The organism is Streptomyces sp. NPDC048462 (genome assembly GCF_043200175.1).
Lineage (GTDB): Bacteria > Actinomycetota > Actinomycetes > Streptomycetales > Streptomycetaceae > Streptomyces.
In genome coordinates this window covers 1-15,475 of record NZ_JBICXG010000054.1, presented here as the reverse complement: position 1 = coordinate 15,475, position 15,475 = coordinate 1, and the positions used below count along the sequence as shown (strand labels likewise).

Below are 15,475 nucleotides of genomic sequence, written 5' to 3'. Positions count from 1 at the left end.
GGACTCCTCCTCGGCACCGAAATCGGCAACAACGGCTGGCTCACCATCGCCTGGTCCCTCGCCCTCATCACACTCGGCTACCGCTGGTCCACCACAACCTTCAACCGCGACCCGAAGTAACGCGAACGAGCCGCCACAACAACGCAACGCGAACCACAGAACTCACACCCACAGCCAGCACCACCAGCCCAGCCAAGTCCACTCAGCACGACCCAGTGCCACCCACTCTCCTCAGCAAGCCAGCAAGCCAGCAAGCCAGCAAGCCAGCAAGCCAGCATCCCCGGCCTCACCGAACCCGTCACCGCAGCAGATCAGTCCGCGTCCGCGCTGGACAGTGCCTCGGTAATCATGCGGGTGGCGAAGTCGGGGTCGTCGGCGATCCGGTTGATGTGCTCCGCGAGGAGGAACGCGGTGACCTCAAGGGGAGTCATCTCCGCGTCGGTCCAGTCCCCGTACTGCATGCGCCACAGATTGGGACTCAGGCCGGTGCCCGCGGCGATCACCAGGCCGGCCATGGTGGGGATGACCTCGGGACGGACGCTCCTGGGCATCATGCGCATCGACGCGACGAGGGTGGGCACCACGTACTCGATGACGTCCTTGTCGTGCTGCTCGTGCGTCATCCGCAGCCACTTCATGAACATGAAGATGAGCGTGCACGCACCGTCCAACAGCTCCTGAGCCCCCTCGGGCCCCAGCGACGCGGCGAACTGGTCGACCATCTCCTGTTGTCCGGGGTCGGTCGCGGTCCTGCCGTCATGGACACATCGGAGCCTGGAGTCGATCATCATGATCGCCGTACCCACATCGCCGGCGGGAGCGTTCTGGGGATCACAGGGCGATGACACAGGGTTCCTCCTCAGTTGCCCACCGTGGGCAGTTCGGCGGATTCGACAGTAGACCGCCGACGAGGCACGGGTCCCGGAAATCCCCCGCAAGGGCCTCTCGGTAGCCGCGAGCGCCGCCGGTCCGCACTCCCGGTCCGACAGGTGCGGCCTCATCGATCCTCCCGGGTTCATCAGATGGGAGGAATCAAGATCCCTCCGGCGCGCAACGCGAGATCGAATGGATACTCTCCGTTACGCCCGGCGGAGGGGTAACGGCCACCGCGATACAGAGAGGTACCGGTCACCATGGACGCCATTCTCCGCGCGACAGGTGTGGAGCTGCTCTACGGCACGCAACGGGCCGTTTGCGCAGTGAACTTCGCGTTGAGCGCCGGTGAGGTCTGCGCGGTCATGGGCGGCAGTGGTTCGGGGAAGTCGTCATTGCTCTACTGCCTGGCCGGAGTCCTCGCGCCGACCTGCGGGGAGGTCTCCTTCGACGGAGTCCCGTTCCAGCAGCTCGGTGACGACGAGCTGAGCGCGCTGCGCAGAGAGCGGTTCGGGTTCGTGTTCCAGTACGGCGAGTTGCTCCCGGATTTGACCGTCGAGGAGAACGCGGCGCTTCCACTGCGCCTGGCCGGTCGCCGCAAGTCGCAGGCCCACGAGGAGGCCGGAGAGATCCTCGGACGCCTGGGGCTCGCGGAGTTGCGGCAGCGCAGGACGTCGCAGATCTCGGGTGGGCAGAGCCAACGGGTCGCGGTGGCAAGGGCTCTCGTCCACCGGCCCGCCGTGGTCTTCGCCGACGAACCGACCGGCGCGCTGGACAGTGCCAACGCCGATGCCGTACTGGAAGAGTTCCTGGCCCTCGCGCGGTCCCAGGGCACCGCCGTGATGATGGTGACGCACGACGCCGCTGTGGCCGCCCGTGCGGACAGCCGCTACACGATGGCCGACGGGGTCCTGGCCAGGCGGGTGGCGGTGTGAGTTCCCGGTCCGCGATCACGTTCATGATCGGCTGCGACTCCTGCGCGGCACCGGTCGCACGGGGCAGGCCCGCTTCCTCCCGATGACTCTCGGCTGCGCGATGGGCGTCGCCTGTCTCGCCGCGGTACTGACCATCCCCGCGATCCTTTCGGCCCACGACGGCAGGGCCGCGGCCCGCGAGCCGCAGCCGGTGACCGGTGTTCAGCACGCCCGGTCCGCGAAGGACACCGTCTTCCTGACCCGTCAGGACCCTTACGGTTCTCGACCGTTCACCCGGGTCTTCCTCAGCCACCCGGCAGGCGGCTCTGCGGCAGCCTGCCGGGTGGCCTGCCCGCCCGGCATCGACCACCTGCCGGGAGCCGGAGAGGTGCTCGTCTCCCCGAGGCTGCACGCGACGCTCGCCGAACAGCCCGCACTCACAGGCCTGCTCCCCGGCCGGATCACCGACACCATCGGCCCGGAAGGTCTCACCGGCCCCGATGAGCTGTACGCCTATATCGGCCGCGCACCTGACCAACTGCCCTCTTCCGCAAGGCCACTGGCGAGTTTCGGCTCCGCCTGGACCTCGACTCCCGCTGTGGATTCCTCCACCCTCGACATCCTGCGCTTCGCCCTCGGCTGCCTCGTGCTGCTGCCGCTGGCCGTGTTCCTGTCCGTGTGCGCCAGGCTCTCCGCCGAGGCCAGAGCCCGACGCCTCGCCGCGCTGCGGCTGCTCGGGCTGAGCGTGAAGGGAACCTTGCGGGTCAACGCCGTGGAGACGGTGGCCGCCGCACTCCTCGGCGCGCTCCTCGGTGTCGTCGCGTACGCCTTGGCCAACGAGGTTCTCGCCCACGTCGGCCTGCCCGGCCTCCAGTGGTACCCGCCCGACGGACGGCCCTCCGCCGCCGTCCTCGCGGTCTGCCTGCTCGCCTGTCCCGGTCTGGCCTGGTCCGTCGGACGGCATCGCGCCCGTGAGGCCGCGCTCCGCCCGCTACAGGTACGCCGGGGTGCCCAGCCCCGCGCCCCGAAGAAGTACGGGCTGCTCCTGCTCCTGCCCGGGCTCGGGGTCATCTGCGGCTACTGCGCCCTCGGCGTGCTGGGCCGGGACCCGTCCGGCGGACCTGCCAACGCGGTGCTCGTCCCCGTCGGAGTCCTGCTGACCGGAGCCGGACTCGTCCTCGCGCTCGCTCCGGCCACGGCCTGGCTCGCCCGTCGACTCGCCGGCACCACCCAGTCCCTCCCCCTGGCACTCGCCATGCGGCGCAACGAAGTCGAGCCCGGCAGTTCCCTGCGCGTGGTCACCGGCCTCGTCCTCCTCGTCTACGCCGCCTCACTCGCGCAGGGCGTCCTCGTCGAGCTCGCCCACATCAGCCGGCCCACGTCTCCCACCCAGGAATACGCCCTCCCCTTCAGCGACCTGAGCGAAGGGCAGCGCACCCGGGTGCGTCAGGTCGATGGCATCCGGGCACAGGCCCTCGCGATGGACTCCTGGATCCCGAGGGTCAGCTCCACCACACCCCGTATCACCGCTGTGGTCGCCGACTGTGGCCAACTCGCCGCATTCACCGCGGTGTCGGTCCGAGGGTGCGTGGACGGCAAGGTGCAGCGCCTGACCGACTCCGACATGGCCGGCGACCCCGACGCTCGGCCCGGCCGCACCTACCCGTTCCTCCTGAGCACGGGCGGCAGCCGACAGCCGGGGGAGAGGAAGCTCCTCGTCACGCTGCCACGGGACCACCTGGTCATCCGAGCACGCCGGCCCTCGGCCTTCGTGGGTGCCGACATCCTCATCCCGCCCTCTGCGCTCCCGGCAGGACAGCATCCCGCAACGGGCCGGCTGCTCCTGCTGTCGGGTTCCACGCCGTACACCGTACGAACGGCACTCGACGGCATCGGCACCATCGCTCCCACCGCGGAGATCGAGGCCGTGGGCGTCAATATCGAATCCCTGCAGCAGATCACCGTCATCAAGAGCCTCCTCGCGGCGGGCATGATCCTGGGCCTCGCCATCGGCGTCGCCGCCTTCGCGGTGTCCGCCGCCGACCGGGCCCTGGAACGCCGAGGCCGGATCGCCACGCTCAACCTCCTCGGCGCCCGCCCTCTGACCGTCCGCGCGGCCCAGTGCATCCAGGTCCTGCTCCCGCTCACCATCGGCCTGGCCGGCGCCCTGGTGGCCGGCCGTCTCGCCGAGTCCAGCTACCTGATCACCGGCGGCGGCACGGTCCACTGGGACGGCGACGGCCTCCCTCTCCTGGCCGCCTGCACCGCCGGAATCCTGCTCACCGCCGCCCTGGCCTCGCTTCCCCTCATCCGCCGCCACGTCGAACTCGAACACATCCGGCGGGACTGATTCGGCACATCCGATGCGACTGATCCGGTCAGACGGCCCCACAAACCACTCCGGGCCTGATCCACAACGGGATCTGGCCTTCGGCCCGGTAACTCGCCTGGTTCTTCAGCTGTCTGGATGGCGGGATCGAACCGACCCAATACATCTTCGTCCCGAAGCAGCCGGAGAGGGCGTCCTTGCCTAGGGCCGGGTTCGCTTCACCTGCACACCCAGAAAGCCACGCACACGAAGAAAGTCACCCACCTAGGAACGTTCCTAGGTGACTGACCTGATGTTGCAGGTATCGGGGGTATCAGTGCTGCTCGTCAGAGGATTGGAGTGGGTTGGTCTCGCACGGTCTCGGCGCACCTCGGGGCACCTCGGGGCAACTCGGGGCGAAGACTATCCCCAAATCTCTCCCAGGCCACTTCAACGTGTTACTCCACAGCCCCAGTTGCCCACCGACGAGCCGAAGGCCAGGCCGGAAGGCAAGCGCGGACGGGTGGTTCGCTGCTGCCGTCTGCCCGCCGCGTCGGCGGCTGCCACTCAGCTCCTGCGGGTGATTGTGATGATCCGGTCTATGACGGCCGCGGGGCTGAGGGTGTCCATCCAGCCAGTTCCATAGCTGTGCTCCTGGCCTGCACTCGATCATTCCGCTCAGGGAGGTAGGCGCGAGCGGATCGTGGCAGGCAGAGGTGCGGCTCGCCGTCCGGGATCTGCAGCGGCCTCTCCCTGCGGATTTCTCCCAAACGATCACTGGAGATGCAGGAGGGGCCTGATCCGCGATGCGGATCAGGCCCCTGACCTGGTATTTCAGCTGTCGGGGTGGCGGGATTTGAACCCACGACCTCTTCGTCCCGAACGAAGCGCGCTGCCAAGCTGCGCTACACCCCGATCGCCGCCGGTCTCCCGGCGACATCGATTACTTTAGCCCACCTGTGGCCGGAGACGAAATCCGGTTTTTGTGCCGGTCGAGGTGCGAGTGAGGGGTACCGGGGTGGGGTAGGTCTGCGGGGTGTGGGCGAACGGGGGCGTAGGAGGGCTACGCGTCCCGGGGTGTCAGGGTCAGCAGCGTCGCCTCGGGAGGGCAGGCGAAGCGGACCGGGGTGTAGCGGTTCGTGCCGCAGCCGGCCGAGACGTGGAGGTAGGCGCGGTTGCCGTCGACCGAGTGGGAGGAGAGGCCCTTCACGCGGTCCGTGTCCAGGTCGCAGTTGGTGACCAGGGCTCCGTAGAAGGGGATGCAGAGCTGGCCGCCGTGGGTGTGGCCGGCCAGGATCAGCGGGTAGCCGTCCGCGGTGAACGCGTCGAGGGAGCGCAGGTAGGGGGCGTGGACCACGCCGATGGAGAGGTCGGCGCCCGTCTCGGGGCCGCCGGAGACCTCCGCGTAGCGGTCGCGCTTGATGTGCGGGTCGTCGAGTCCGGTGAAGGCGAGCTCCAGGCCGTCGACCTTGAGACGGCCGCGCGTGTTGGACAGGTTCAGCCAGCCCGCCGTGTCGAAGGCGTCCCGCATGGGCTCCCACGGGTTGTGGACGACGTTGACCGCCGGTGCGTTCCCGTTGAGGCCGTGCTTGCCCGCGGTCTTCTCGAAGAGGTAGCGGACGGGGTTGCGGAGCTTGGGGCCGTAGTAGTCGTTGGAGCCGAAGACGTACACGCCCGGGATCTCCATCAGCGGGCCGAGTGCGTCCAGCAGCTCCGGTACGGCCTCCGGGTCGGAGAGGTTGTCGCCGGTGTTCACGACGAAGTCCGGTCGCAGTCCGGCCAGGGACTGCAGCCAGGCGCGCTTCTTCCGCTGACCGCACACCATGTGGACGTCGGAGATCTGCAGGACGCGCAACGGACGTGCTCCGTGCGGGAGTACGGGGACCGTGACCCTTCGCAGGCGGAACGAGCGGGCCTCGAATCCGGCTGCGTAGGCGAGACCGGCGGCGCCGGCCGCGGCGGTGACCGCCGTGATTTTCAGGGGTACTCCGTAGCGTGCGCGCATGCGCCCATCGTCGCAGACAGCGCGGGCCGACAGGAAAACCGGCGGGCGCCGGGCGTCCCGCACCTGCCACAATCACCACATGACCACGCTCAAGTCCAAGCTCAAGGAAGACCTCACCACGGCCATGAAGGCGCGCGACGAGCTGACCTCGTCCACGCTCCGACTGACCCTCACCGCGATCACCAAGGAGGAGGTCAGCGGCAAGTCGGCCCGCGAACTCTCCGACGACGAGGTGCAGAAGGTGATCGCCAGGGAGGCGAAGAAGCGCCGCGAGGCGGCCGAGGCCTTCGCGCAGGGCGGCAGGGCCGAGCAGGCCGAGCGGGAGAAGAAGGAGGGCGAGCTGCTCGACACCTACCTCCCGCAGCAGCTGAGCGACGACGAGCTGTCCGCGATCGTGGCGTCCGCGGTCGATGAGGCGAAGGCGGGCGGCGCCGAGGGCCCGCGTGCGATGGGCGCTGTCATGAAGATCGTGAACCCGAAGGTCGCCGGGCGTGCGGAGGGCGGCCGGGTGGCCGCCGCGGTCAAGAAGCTTCTCGCGGGCTGAGACGGCGGGAGCCCTCCAGCGGATCCCGGCAGGTCTGGTGGGTCCGATGGATCTGGCGGGTCAGGTGGGTCCCGCAGGGCCTGTGGGTCCGGCGGGACCGGTGGGCCTGTGAGGCGTCGAGTGTTCTGGACATGAAGGTGGGGCGCCCCCGCGCCGGGGGCGCCCCACCTTCATGTGTGCCGTGACGCTTACCGCACTGGCACTGGCACTGGCACTGGCACTGGCACTGGCACTGGCACTGGCACTGGCACTGGCACTGGCACTGGCACTGGTACGGACAAGGTCAGGGGCCTTGCGTCCCGCCGTTGCCCTGGCCGCGGCCGTGGCCGTTGTTGCCGCCGAGGAGGTCCGGCGGAATGCTGATGCCGGGGAAGGGATCGTCGCCGCCGGGCTTGTTGTCGCCCTGGCCCGGCTTGTTCTTGTCCCTGTCCTTGTTCTTTCCCTTGTCCTTGTCTTCCTTCGGCTTCGCCCTCGGTACGTCGACCGCGTTGAAGGCCGGGGTCTCGGAGGCGTTCAGGGAGCCGGTCATCGCCGTCTTCCAGATCGGACCGGGCAGACAGCCACCGCAGACCTCGTCGTAGTACTGGCCGCCGATGGTGATGTTGCTCATCGGGAGCTGCTTGGCACCGTCGCTGCCGACCCACACCGCCGTGGACAGGTTCGGCGTGTAGCCGACGAACCAGGCGTTCTTGCGCTCGTCGGTGGTACCGGTCTTGCCCGCGTTGTCACGGTCGCTGAGCCCGGCCTGCTGGCCGGTGCCGTCCGCCACGACGCCCTTGAGCATCTGGTTGATGGTGTCAGCGGTGTGCTCGCTCATGGCCTGCGTGCACTTCGACTTCGGTACGTCGAGCTGCTTGCCGGTCGGGCTGGTCACCGAGAGGATCGCGATCGGGGAGCAGTACTTGCCTCGGTTGGCGAAGGTCGCGTACACCGAGGCCATCGCCAGCGGTGTCGACTCCTGGCCACCGAGGGTGGTGGAGGCGACCGCCTGCAGCGGCTTGTTGTTGCCGCGGATGTAGCCGACCTTGTCCGCCATGGAGAGGGTCTCGCAGAGACCCGCCTTCTGCTCCAGCTTCGCGAAGTAGGTGTTGATCGACTTGCCCAGCGCGCTGGTCATGTCGAACGTGCCCTTCTCCGACTCCAGCTCGTTCGACACCTCCCAGGGCCGGTTGTCCGCAGGCCGGTTGTCACAGGTGCGGAAGCTCTCACCGGGCAGCGAGATCTGGTGGTCCGAGGTGAAGTCCTGCGCCGGACTGATCCCCTTCTCCAGTGCCGCCGCCGCTGTGATCGGCTTGAAGGTCGACCCCACCTGGAAGCCGGCGTAGCTGCCGCCCATCTTGTGGTCGACGTTCAGGTTCAGCACGGTCTGGTGCTTGGACTGATCCAGCCCGTACGGGCGGGACTGAGCCATCGCCGTGATCTGACCCGTGCCCGGCTTCACCTGGACGACGGCGTCGGCGATCTTGTCGTCCTTGTTCACGCGGGAGGTGGCGGCCTCGTTGGAGGCGGCCTGCGAGCGTGGGTCCAGGGTCGTCTTGATCGTGAGGCCGCCGGTTGCCCAGAGCTTGGCGCGGTCCTTCGCCGTCTTGCCGAAGGCGGGGTCGCCCGTGACGATCTGCCGCACGTAGTCGCAGAAGAAGCCCGAGCCGCTGACGGCGGTGATGCAGCCGTTCTGCGGCCGCTTGACCTTCAGCTTGATCGGCGTCGCCTCGGCCTTGGCGGCCTCGTCCTTCGAGATGTCCCCGACATCCGCCATCCGCTGGAGCACGGTGTTGCGACGCTTGGTCGCCTCCTCCGTGTCGTTGACGGGGTCGTAGCGGCTGGGCGACTGCACGATGCCGGCCAGCAGCGCCGCCTCCTCCACCTTCAGGTCCTTCGCCGACTTCGAGAAGTAGCGCTGCGAGGCCGCCTCGACCCCGTAGGCCTGCTGGCCGAAGAAGGTGATGTTGAGGTAGTTCTCCAGGATCTTCTTCTTGCCGAGCTCTTCCTCGACCTGGATCGCGTACTTCAGCTCCTGGACCTTGCGGCCGAGCGTCTGCTGGGTGGCCTCGGCGACCTTGGCCGGGTCGTCGCCCGCCTCCTCGACGAAGACGTTCTTCACGTACTGCTGGGTGAGGGTCGACGCGCCCTGCGCGGTCCCGCCCGACTGAACGTTGCGGTTCATCGCGCGCAGGATGCCCTTGAGGTCGACCGCGCCGTGTTCGTAGAAGCGGGCGTCCTCGATCGCGATGATCGCCTTCTGCATGTACGGCGAGATGTCCTTCAGCGGCACCACCGTGCGGTCGCGCGAGTAGACCGTCGCGATCTGGCCGCCCTGGTTGTCCAGGATCGTGGTTCGCTGCATCAGCGGCGGAGTCTTCAGATTGGCCGGGATCTCGTCGAATCCGTCGACCGTCCCCTTGGCGGCGAGACCCAGTGCTCCGGCGGCCGGCAGCGCGATGCCCGCCAGGACCACTCCGGAGAGTGCGGCGACACCGAGGAACTTGGCGGCCTGCTGGGTCGTCGTGAGACCCCCGCCCGAGCGCTTCTTTGGCATGGGGGCAGCCTACGTTCTCATTCGCCGGACACACGTATATGCCTTGGCCTAAGCTGCTCTCAACTGTCACAGCAGTCCGGTTTTGTATCAACCCCCCTGCATGACCCTGTGCATGACTCGACCACGATTAAGGCGCTCCCGAAATCGCCTCGTGTGTCATCGAACGTCCGTTGTGTCTCAGATGGTCTGTCCCGATTCTCTCGGGATAGTCGCGGATGTCCTCACCTCACTCCCCTGGGTGATCTGCCGCATACGCATAGTCCGTTCGGGCCATTCAAGATTGGGCCCGAAGGGGGTGTTGTGCTGTCGCCACCTTCCGTAACGTCCTCAACTGGCAGCGGTGAATATGCCGCTGTCGCCGTGGGGGAGCCTCGATTCGGGAGAGGACGGCGCCGGGATGGGCTGGGTAACCGACTGGAGTGCGCAGGCAGCCTGCCGCACTACCGATCCGGATGAACTGTTCGTACAAGGGGCAGCGCAGAACAGGGCCAAGGCGGTGTGCACCGGATGTCCGGTGCGGACCGAGTGCCTGGCCGATGCGCTGGACAATCGCGTCGAGTTCGGCGTGTGGGGTGGGATGACCGAACGGGAGCGCCGCGCATTGCTGCGCAGGCGACCGACCGTCACGTCCTGGCGCCGGCTGCTGGAGACCGCACGCAGCGAGTACGAGCGGTCCACGGGCATCCTGCCCGTGGCGATCGGGCTGGAGGACGACGAACTGCACGAGACGCTCGCCGCCGTGGGGTGACCCGGGCGAAGGGCGACCGGTCCGGCCCGTGGGACGGACGGACCGACCGCATGGTGCGGGTGGGTCCTCACGCGCGCGGGTGGGTTCTGAATCTGCACGCGTGGGTTCTGACCCCTTACTGATGCGCGCTGACCTGCGCTGATGCGTGCTCGGACTGCGCGGGGTGTCTACGCTGCTCCGGCCGGAGCGGAGCCGGTCGCGAGCCGGTCCCCGATGGCCCGCAGCCCCGCGAGATCATGGACATCTCCGGGCAGTGCGGCCACCGCCGTCACGGCCACCTCGGGATGCAGCGCGGTGAAACGGTCGCGTGTGTGCTGTTCGCGCGCGACCACCTGCATCCGTTCGGCGTGCAGATGCAGCAGACCGGCAGTCAGCTGCTCGATGGAGACAGCGGAGTCCGCCGGGGCACCTGAGTCGGCCGAGGCAGTCGAGGTAGCCGAAGCAGTCGAGTCGGTTGAGGCAGCGCGGGCAGCGGGCGCGGCGGAGGCATCTGCGTCCGCGTCGGTGGGCTCGTACTCCGAGGCGTGCTCGGACAGGTCGGGGGTGGCGGCTCCAGATGTGTCCGTGGTCTGTGCGGTCCCGGCCGCGGGAGAGTCGGCGGGCTCACGAAGTCCAGCCTTCCCGGCCCTCTGATCCACAATGCCGGCCGCATCAAGATTTTCTGCGGCGGCCAGCGCCTGCCCGGCCGAGAGCCGGGCGGCCTCGCTCCCGTGGACCCGGTTGAGGACCAGCCCCGCCAGCGGCATGTCCTCCGCGGCCAGCCGCTCCACGAAGTACGCCGCCTCGCGGAGCGCGTCCCGCTCCGGCGTCGCGACGACGAGGAATGCCGTGCCGGGTGCCTGGAGCAGCTTGAACGTGGCATCGGCGCGGGTGCGGAACCCGCCGAACATGGTGTCCATCGCGGCGACGAAGGTCTGCACGTCCCTCAGGAACTGGCCACCGAGCAGCTTCCCGAGCGTCCCGGTCATCATCGACATGCCCACATTGAGGAACTTCATCCCCGCCCGGCCGCCCATCTTCGCCGGGGCCATCAGCAGCTTGATGAACTTCCCGTCCAGGAATGAGCCGAGCCGTTTCGGCGCGTCCAGGAAATCGAGCGCGGAACGCGAGGGCGGGGTGTCGACGACGATCAGGTCCCACTCGTCGCGTGCCCGGAGCTGGCCGAGCTTCTCCATCGCCATGTACTCCTGCGTGCCCGCGAAGCCGGCCGACAGGGACTGGTAGAAGGGGTTCTCCAGGATCGAGCGGGCCCGCTCGCCGTCCGCGTGCGCCTCGACGATCTCGTCGAAGGTCCGCTTCATGTCGAGCATCATGGCGTGCAGTTCGCCGGAGCCCCGCGTCTCGATGCCCTTGACCCGGCGGGGGATGTTGTCCAGCGAGTCGATCCCCATGGACTGGGCGAGCCGGCGGGCCGGGTCGATGGTGAGGACGACGACCTTGCGACCGCGTTCGGCCGCGCGCACCCCGAGCGCCGCGGCGGTCGTGGTCTTGCCCACTCCGCCCGAACCGCAGCACACGATGATCCGGATGTCCGGGTCGTCGAGGAGGGCGTCGGTGTTCAGGGCGGGGGCAGCGGTAGGGGCAGTCGTCGGGGCGGGGGCGCTTGCCGTCGCGGCCGTCCGCGCGTCTCCGTCCGGCCCGGTCGTTCTGTCCGGCCCGGTTGTTGCCTCCGGCCCGGGCGTTCCGTCCGCGTCAGTGCTTCTGCCCGTGGCGGCCGAACCGTTCGTGGCCCTGGTTCTGGCCGTGGCCGTTGCCGTGGCCTTGCCCGTGGACTGGTTCCTGTCCGATGTCATGACCCCACCCCTTGTCCCGCAGCTTCCCCCGTCGCCCCTTCGCCCACGCCCTGCCTACGGAGCTCCGTGGCCAGCTCGTACAGTCCGGCCGGGTCCACACCCTCACCGATGAGGGGGAGTTCGTAACCCGGCAGTCCGAGGCCCGCCAGTACGGCGCGCTGTTCACGTTCCAGCTCGACCCGCTGGGCGTGCTCGGCGGCCTGCGCGAGCAGGGGGCGCACGAGGCCTGCGGAGCCGGTCACGCCCGCCCGGGTCAGCGTCTTGGCGATCTCCTTGCGGCGGCCGCCCGCGGCGGTGCGCAGCGCGTCCTCGTCCAGCAGGTGCGGGCGCACCATGTTCACGATGACCCGGCCCACCGGCAGCTCGGCCGCCCGGAGCTCGGCGATGCCGTCCGCGGTCTCCTGGACCGGCATCTCCTCCAGCAGGGTCACCAGATGGACCGCGGTCTCCGGGGACTTCAGCACCCGCATCACGGCCTGGGCCTGATTGTGTATCGGGCCGATCCGGGCCAGCCCCGCCACCTCGTCGTTCACGTTGAGGAAGCGGGTGATCCGGCCTGTCGGCGGGGCGTCCATGATCACGTAGTCGTAGATGAACCGGTTCTGCTTGTCCTTGCGGCGCACCGCCTCGCACGCCTTGCCGGTCAGCAGGACGTCCCGGACGCCGGGCGCGATCGTCGTGGCGAAGTCGATCGCGCCGAGCTTCTTGAGCGCCCGGCCGGCGCTGCCGAGTTTGTAGAACATCTGGAGGTAGTCGAGGAGCGCGCGCTCGGCGTCGATCGCGAGGGCGTACACCTCCCCGCCGCCCGGCGCGACGGCGATCTTGCGCTCCTCGTAGGGGAGGGAGTCCGCCTCGAAAAGCTGGGCGATGCCCTGTCTGCCCTCGACCTCGACGAGGAGGGTGCGCCTGCCCTCGGTCGCGAGGGCGAGCGCGAGGGCGGCGGCGACCGTGGTCTTACCGGTACCGCCCTTGCCGCTGACGACCTGGAACCTGCTCACGTATTCGAGCCTAACCAGTCGTACCGCAGGCTACGCACGAGGCTGCGCGTCCCGTGGATTGCGCAGGCATTACAGTCGGGCCATGACCAAGTGGGAATACGCGACCGTGCCCCTTCTCGTGCACGCGACCAAGCAGATTCTGGACACCTGGGGCGAGGACGGCTGGGAGCTGGTCCAGGTCGTTCCCGGCCCGAACAACCCCGAGCAGCTCGTGGCCTACCTGAAGCGGGAGAAGCAGTAGTGGCGGGCGCCGTCGAGGCGAAGCTCGCCGAGCTCGGGCTGGCCCTGCCGGGCGTCGTGCCGCCGCTGGCCTCGTACCAGCCGGCCGTGCAGTCCGGGGTGTACGTGTACACCTCGGGCCAGCTGCCGATGGTGGACGGCAAGCTCGCCGTCACCGGCAAGGTCGGCGCCGAGGTCACGCCCGACGAGGCCAAGGAGCTGGCGAAGACCTGCGCCCTCAACGCGCTCGCCGCGGTGAAGTCGGTCGCGGGCGACCTGGACCGGATCGCGCGCGTCGTGAAGGTCGTCGGCTTCGTCGCCTCGGCCACCGACTTCACCGGCCAGCCCGCCGTGATCAACGGTGCGAGCGAACTGCTGGGCGCGGTGCTCGGTGACAAGGGCGTGCACGCACGCAGCGCCGTGGGCGTCGCGGTGCTGCCGCTGGACGCACCGGTCGAGGTCGAGATCCAGGTCGAGCTGACCGGGGTCTGAGCCGCCCGCCCGCCGCCTACTTCTTCCGATCCCGTCCGGTCACGACGACCGGGCGGGATCTTCTGTGTCCGGGGCATGTACGGATCCCCGCCCCCCTCGAACATCCTCGCGGTTCCGGATAGCCTCCGGCCATGTCCAATGGTCAGTGGTACCCACCGGAATGGCCCGACCGGATCCGGGCACTCGCCACCGGCGAACTGACGGCCGCGACCCCCCGGCGGGCCGCCACCGTGATGCTGCTCCGGGACGCAGCCGCGGGTACCGGGGGCGGTCCCACAGTCCATATGCTGCGCCGGCGCACCTCGATGGCCTTTGCCGGAGGGGCGTACGCCTATCCGGGTGGCGGGGTCGACCCGCGTGACGACGACCGGCTCGTCGGCTGGGCCGGACCCGCGCTGGAGAGCTGGGCGCGGAGGCTCGGTGTCAGCACGCCCGCCGAGGCGCAGGCGATCGTCTGCGCGGCGGTCCGCGAGACGTACGAGGAGGCCGGTGTGCTGCTCGCGGGCCCGACCGCGGACACCGTCGTCACGGACACCACCGGAGCGGACTGGGAGGCCGACCGCAAGGCCCTGGTCGCGCGGGAGCTGTCGTTCGCCGCGTTCCTGGAGCGCCGCGGGCTGGTCCTGCGCTCGGACCTGCTCGGCGCGTGGGCGCGCTGGATCACTCCGGAGTTCGAACCGCGCCGCTACGACACCTGGTTCTTCGTGGCCGCGCTCCCGGCCGGTCAGCGCACCCGCAACGCCTCCACTGAGGCCGACCGCACGGTGTGGATCGGCCCGGGGGAGGCGGCCGACGGCTACGACCGCGGCGAGCTGCTGATGATGCCGCCGACGGTTTCGACGCTGCGCGGGCTCAGGGCCTACGCCACCGCCGCACAGGCGCTGGAGGCAGCATCTGCCCAGGACCTCGCCCCCGTACTCGCACAGGCGCGCCTGGAGGGCGAGGAGCTGGTGCTGAGCTGGCCGGGGCACGAGGAGTTCACCAAGCACATCCCGGCGGGCGCCACGGGCGCCACGGGTGCCACGGGCACGACGGGCACCGCGGGCGGTGGGGCGGCATGAGCGACGCGGCAGCGCTGCCCGGACAGCCTCGCGACGCGGTGGTCTCCGGCCCCGCCACCGCCCGCGCGGTCAACGTCCTCGCGCCCAACGCGTCGCCGATGACGCTGGACGGCACCAACACCTGGCTCGTCGCCGAGCCCGACTCGGACCTCGCGGTGGTCATCGACCCGGGGCCCCTGGACGACGGCCACCTGCGGGCCGTCATCGACACCGCCGAGCGGGCGGGCCGCCGGATCGCGCTCACGCTCCTCACCCACGGCCACCCCGACCACGCGGAGGGCGCGGCGCGGTTCGCCGAGCTGACCCGTACGAAGGTGCGCGCGCTCGACCCCGGTCTGCGGCTCGGTGACGAGGGCCTGGGCACGGGCGACGTGATCACGACCGGCGGGCTGGAGATGTACGTGGTGCCGACCCCGGGCCACACCGGGGATTCGCTCTCGTTCCATCTGCCCGCCGACCGCGCCGTGCTGACGGGGGACACGATCCTCGGCCGAGGGACGACGCTGGTGGCGCACCCCGACGGGCGTCTCGGTGACTACCTCGACTCGCTGCGGCGGCTGCGCTCACTGACGGTCGACGACGGGGTGCACACGGTGCTGCCTGGGCACGGTCCGGTGCTGGACGACGCCCAGGGCGCGGTCGAGTTCTACCTGGCTCACCGCGCGAACCGGCTGGCGCAGGTGGAGACGGCCGTGGAGGCCGGGTACCTGACGTCGTCGGAGGTGGTGGCGCACGTGTACGCGGACGTGGACCCGTCCCTGTGGCCGGCGGCAGAGCTCTCGGTGCTGGCACAGCTGGAGTACCTGGAGGAGCACGGCCTGATCTGAGGGCGGCCCGGACTGATATCTGGGCGCGGCTCGGTATGAACGCGGCGAGGGGCCCCGCCGGTCCGGATGCTGTTGGCGAATGCCCCTTCGTCGTGACGTCGGCCTGATCCATCTCGTTGGTGGGTCAGGCCGACGTTGTGTTTGGGGTGGGCAGATG

Annotated in this window: 13 protein-coding genes, 1 tRNA gene and 1 pseudogene; 9 read left to right on the top strand and 6 right to left on the bottom strand. The window is 69.4% G+C overall.

Annotation, left to right across the window (positions count from 1 at the left end):
• Positions 1-120: pseudogene (locus tag ACGFU6_RS38835) on the top strand (ABC transporter permease); the annotation flags it as partial.
• A 191-nt stretch (positions 121-311) separates the two neighbouring features.
• Here the strand turns inward: ACGFU6_RS38835 and ACGFU6_RS38830 are convergent.
• Complete coding sequence (locus ACGFU6_RS38830; protein WP_393617294.1) at positions 312-848, bottom strand: hypothetical protein; 537 nt, start codon at positions 846-848, stop codon at positions 312-314.
• 285 nt (positions 849-1,133) lie between these two features.
• Here ACGFU6_RS38830 and ACGFU6_RS38825 point away from each other — a divergent pair, with 285 nt between their 5' ends.
• On the top strand, positions 1,134-1,808 hold the full coding sequence (locus ACGFU6_RS38825; RefSeq protein WP_393617293.1) for an ABC transporter ATP-binding protein: 675 nt from the start codon (positions 1,134-1,136) through the stop codon (positions 1,806-1,808).
• A gap of 82 nt (positions 1,809-1,890) precedes the next feature.
• Positions 1,891-4,137: an ABC transporter permease gene (locus tag ACGFU6_RS38820; RefSeq protein ID WP_393617292.1), complete on the top strand. Its 2,247-nt coding sequence runs from the start codon at positions 1,891-1,893 to the stop codon at positions 4,135-4,137.
• Between the two features lie 799 nt (positions 4,138-4,936).
• Here the strand turns inward: ACGFU6_RS38820 and ACGFU6_RS38815 are convergent.
• A tRNA-Pro gene (locus tag ACGFU6_RS38815) sits at positions 4,937-5,010 on the bottom strand.
• 148 nt (positions 5,011-5,158) lie between these two features.
• Positions 5,159-6,100, bottom strand: a complete 942-nt coding sequence (locus ACGFU6_RS38810) for a metallophosphoesterase (RefSeq protein ID WP_393617291.1) — start codon at positions 6,098-6,100, stop codon at positions 5,159-5,161.
• Between the two features lie 79 nt (positions 6,101-6,179).
• Between ACGFU6_RS38810 and ACGFU6_RS38805 the strand changes: the two genes are divergently transcribed.
• The gene (locus ACGFU6_RS38805; RefSeq protein ID WP_393617290.1) at positions 6,180-6,644 is read left to right on the top strand and encodes a GatB/YqeY domain-containing protein; all 465 of its coding nucleotides are present in this window, start codon (positions 6,180-6,182) and stop codon (positions 6,642-6,644) included.
• A gap of 283 nt (positions 6,645-6,927) precedes the next feature.
• On the opposite strand, the gene ACGFU6_RS38800 is transcribed toward ACGFU6_RS38805, so the two are convergent.
• The gene (locus ACGFU6_RS38800) at positions 6,928-9,180 is read right to left on the bottom strand and encodes a transglycosylase domain-containing protein (RefSeq protein ID WP_393617289.1); all 2,253 of its coding nucleotides are present in this window, start codon (positions 9,178-9,180) and stop codon (positions 6,928-6,930) included.
• A gap of 397 nt (positions 9,181-9,577) precedes the next feature.
• Between ACGFU6_RS38800 and ACGFU6_RS38795 the strand changes: the two genes are divergently transcribed.
• Positions 9,578-9,928, top strand: a complete 351-nt coding sequence (locus ACGFU6_RS38795) for a WhiB family transcriptional regulator (protein WP_185092287.1) — start codon at positions 9,578-9,580, stop codon at positions 9,926-9,928.
• 167 nt (positions 9,929-10,095) lie between these two features.
• On the opposite strand, the gene ACGFU6_RS38790 is transcribed toward ACGFU6_RS38795, so the two are convergent.
• Both ACGFU6_RS38790 and ACGFU6_RS38785 read right to left on the bottom strand, forming a co-directional pair.
• The gene (locus tag ACGFU6_RS38790; RefSeq protein WP_393617287.1) at positions 10,096-11,721 is read right to left on the bottom strand and encodes an ArsA family ATPase; all 1,626 of its coding nucleotides are present in this window, start codon (positions 11,719-11,721) and stop codon (positions 10,096-10,098) included.
• On the bottom strand, positions 11,718-12,719 hold the full coding sequence (locus ACGFU6_RS38785; protein ID WP_393617285.1) for an ArsA family ATPase: 1,002 nt from the start codon (positions 12,717-12,719) through the stop codon (positions 11,718-11,720). Before ACGFU6_RS38785 ends, ACGFU6_RS38790 begins: the two co-directional genes overlap by 4 nt.
• An 82-nt stretch (positions 12,720-12,801) precedes the next feature.
• On the opposite strand from ACGFU6_RS38785, the gene ACGFU6_RS38780 reads away from it, so the two are divergent.
• The 4 genes from ACGFU6_RS38780 to ACGFU6_RS38765 all read left to right on the top strand — a co-directional run bounded on the left by ACGFU6_RS38780 (position 12,802) and on the right by ACGFU6_RS38765 (position 15,318).
• Positions 12,802-12,960, top strand: a complete 159-nt coding sequence (locus ACGFU6_RS38780) for a DUF4177 domain-containing protein (protein ID WP_003991873.1) — start codon at positions 12,802-12,804, stop codon at positions 12,958-12,960.
• Positions 12,960-13,430: a RidA family protein gene (locus tag ACGFU6_RS38775; protein WP_393617284.1), complete on the top strand. Its 471-nt coding sequence runs from the start codon at positions 12,960-12,962 to the stop codon at positions 13,428-13,430. Before ACGFU6_RS38780 ends, ACGFU6_RS38775 begins: the two co-directional genes overlap by 1 nt.
• Before the next feature lie 131 nt (positions 13,431-13,561).
• Positions 13,562-14,491 (top strand): NUDIX hydrolase, encoded by a 930-nt coding sequence (locus ACGFU6_RS38770; protein ID WP_393617283.1) that lies wholly within the window; start codon positions 13,562-13,564, stop codon positions 14,489-14,491.
• Positions 14,488-15,318, top strand: a complete 831-nt coding sequence (locus ACGFU6_RS38765) for an MBL fold metallo-hydrolase (protein WP_393617282.1) — start codon at positions 14,488-14,490, stop codon at positions 15,316-15,318. Before ACGFU6_RS38770 ends, ACGFU6_RS38765 begins: the two co-directional genes overlap by 4 nt.
• Positions 15,319-15,475 lie beyond the last annotated feature (157 nt).

What these genes read in the sequence shown, in the direction of transcription:
- ACGFU6_RS38825 (WP_393617293.1), top strand. Translation starts at nt 1,134, where the DNA reads ATGGACGCCATTCTCCGCGCGACAGGTGTGGAGCTGCTCTACGGCACG.
- ACGFU6_RS38820 (WP_393617292.1), top strand. Translation starts at nt 1,891, where the DNA reads ATGACTCTCGGCTGCGCGATGGGCGTCGCCTGTCTCGCCGCGGTACTG.
- ACGFU6_RS38810 (WP_393617291.1), bottom strand. Translation starts at nt 6,100, where the DNA reads ATGCGCGCACGCTACGGAGTACCCCTGAAAATCACGGCGGTCACCGCC.
- ACGFU6_RS38805 (WP_393617290.1), top strand. Translation starts at nt 6,180, where the DNA reads ATGACCACGCTCAAGTCCAAGCTCAAGGAAGACCTCACCACGGCCATG.
- ACGFU6_RS38800 (WP_393617289.1), bottom strand. Translation starts at nt 9,180, where the DNA reads ATGCCAAAGAAGCGCTCGGGCGGGGGTCTCACGACGACCCAGCAGGCC.
- ACGFU6_RS38795 (WP_185092287.1), top strand. Translation starts at nt 9,578, where the DNA reads ATGGGCTGGGTAACCGACTGGAGTGCGCAGGCAGCCTGCCGCACTACC.
- ACGFU6_RS38790 (WP_393617287.1), bottom strand. Translation starts at nt 11,721, where the DNA reads ATGACATCGGACAGGAACCAGTCCACGGGCAAGGCCACGGCAACGGCC.
- ACGFU6_RS38780 (WP_003991873.1), top strand. Translation starts at nt 12,802, where the DNA reads ATGACCAAGTGGGAATACGCGACCGTGCCCCTTCTCGTGCACGCGACC.
- ACGFU6_RS38770 (WP_393617283.1), top strand. Translation starts at nt 13,562, where the DNA reads ATGTCCAATGGTCAGTGGTACCCACCGGAATGGCCCGACCGGATCCGG.
- ACGFU6_RS38765 (WP_393617282.1), top strand. Translation starts at nt 14,488, where the DNA reads ATGAGCGACGCGGCAGCGCTGCCCGGACAGCCTCGCGACGCGGTGGTC.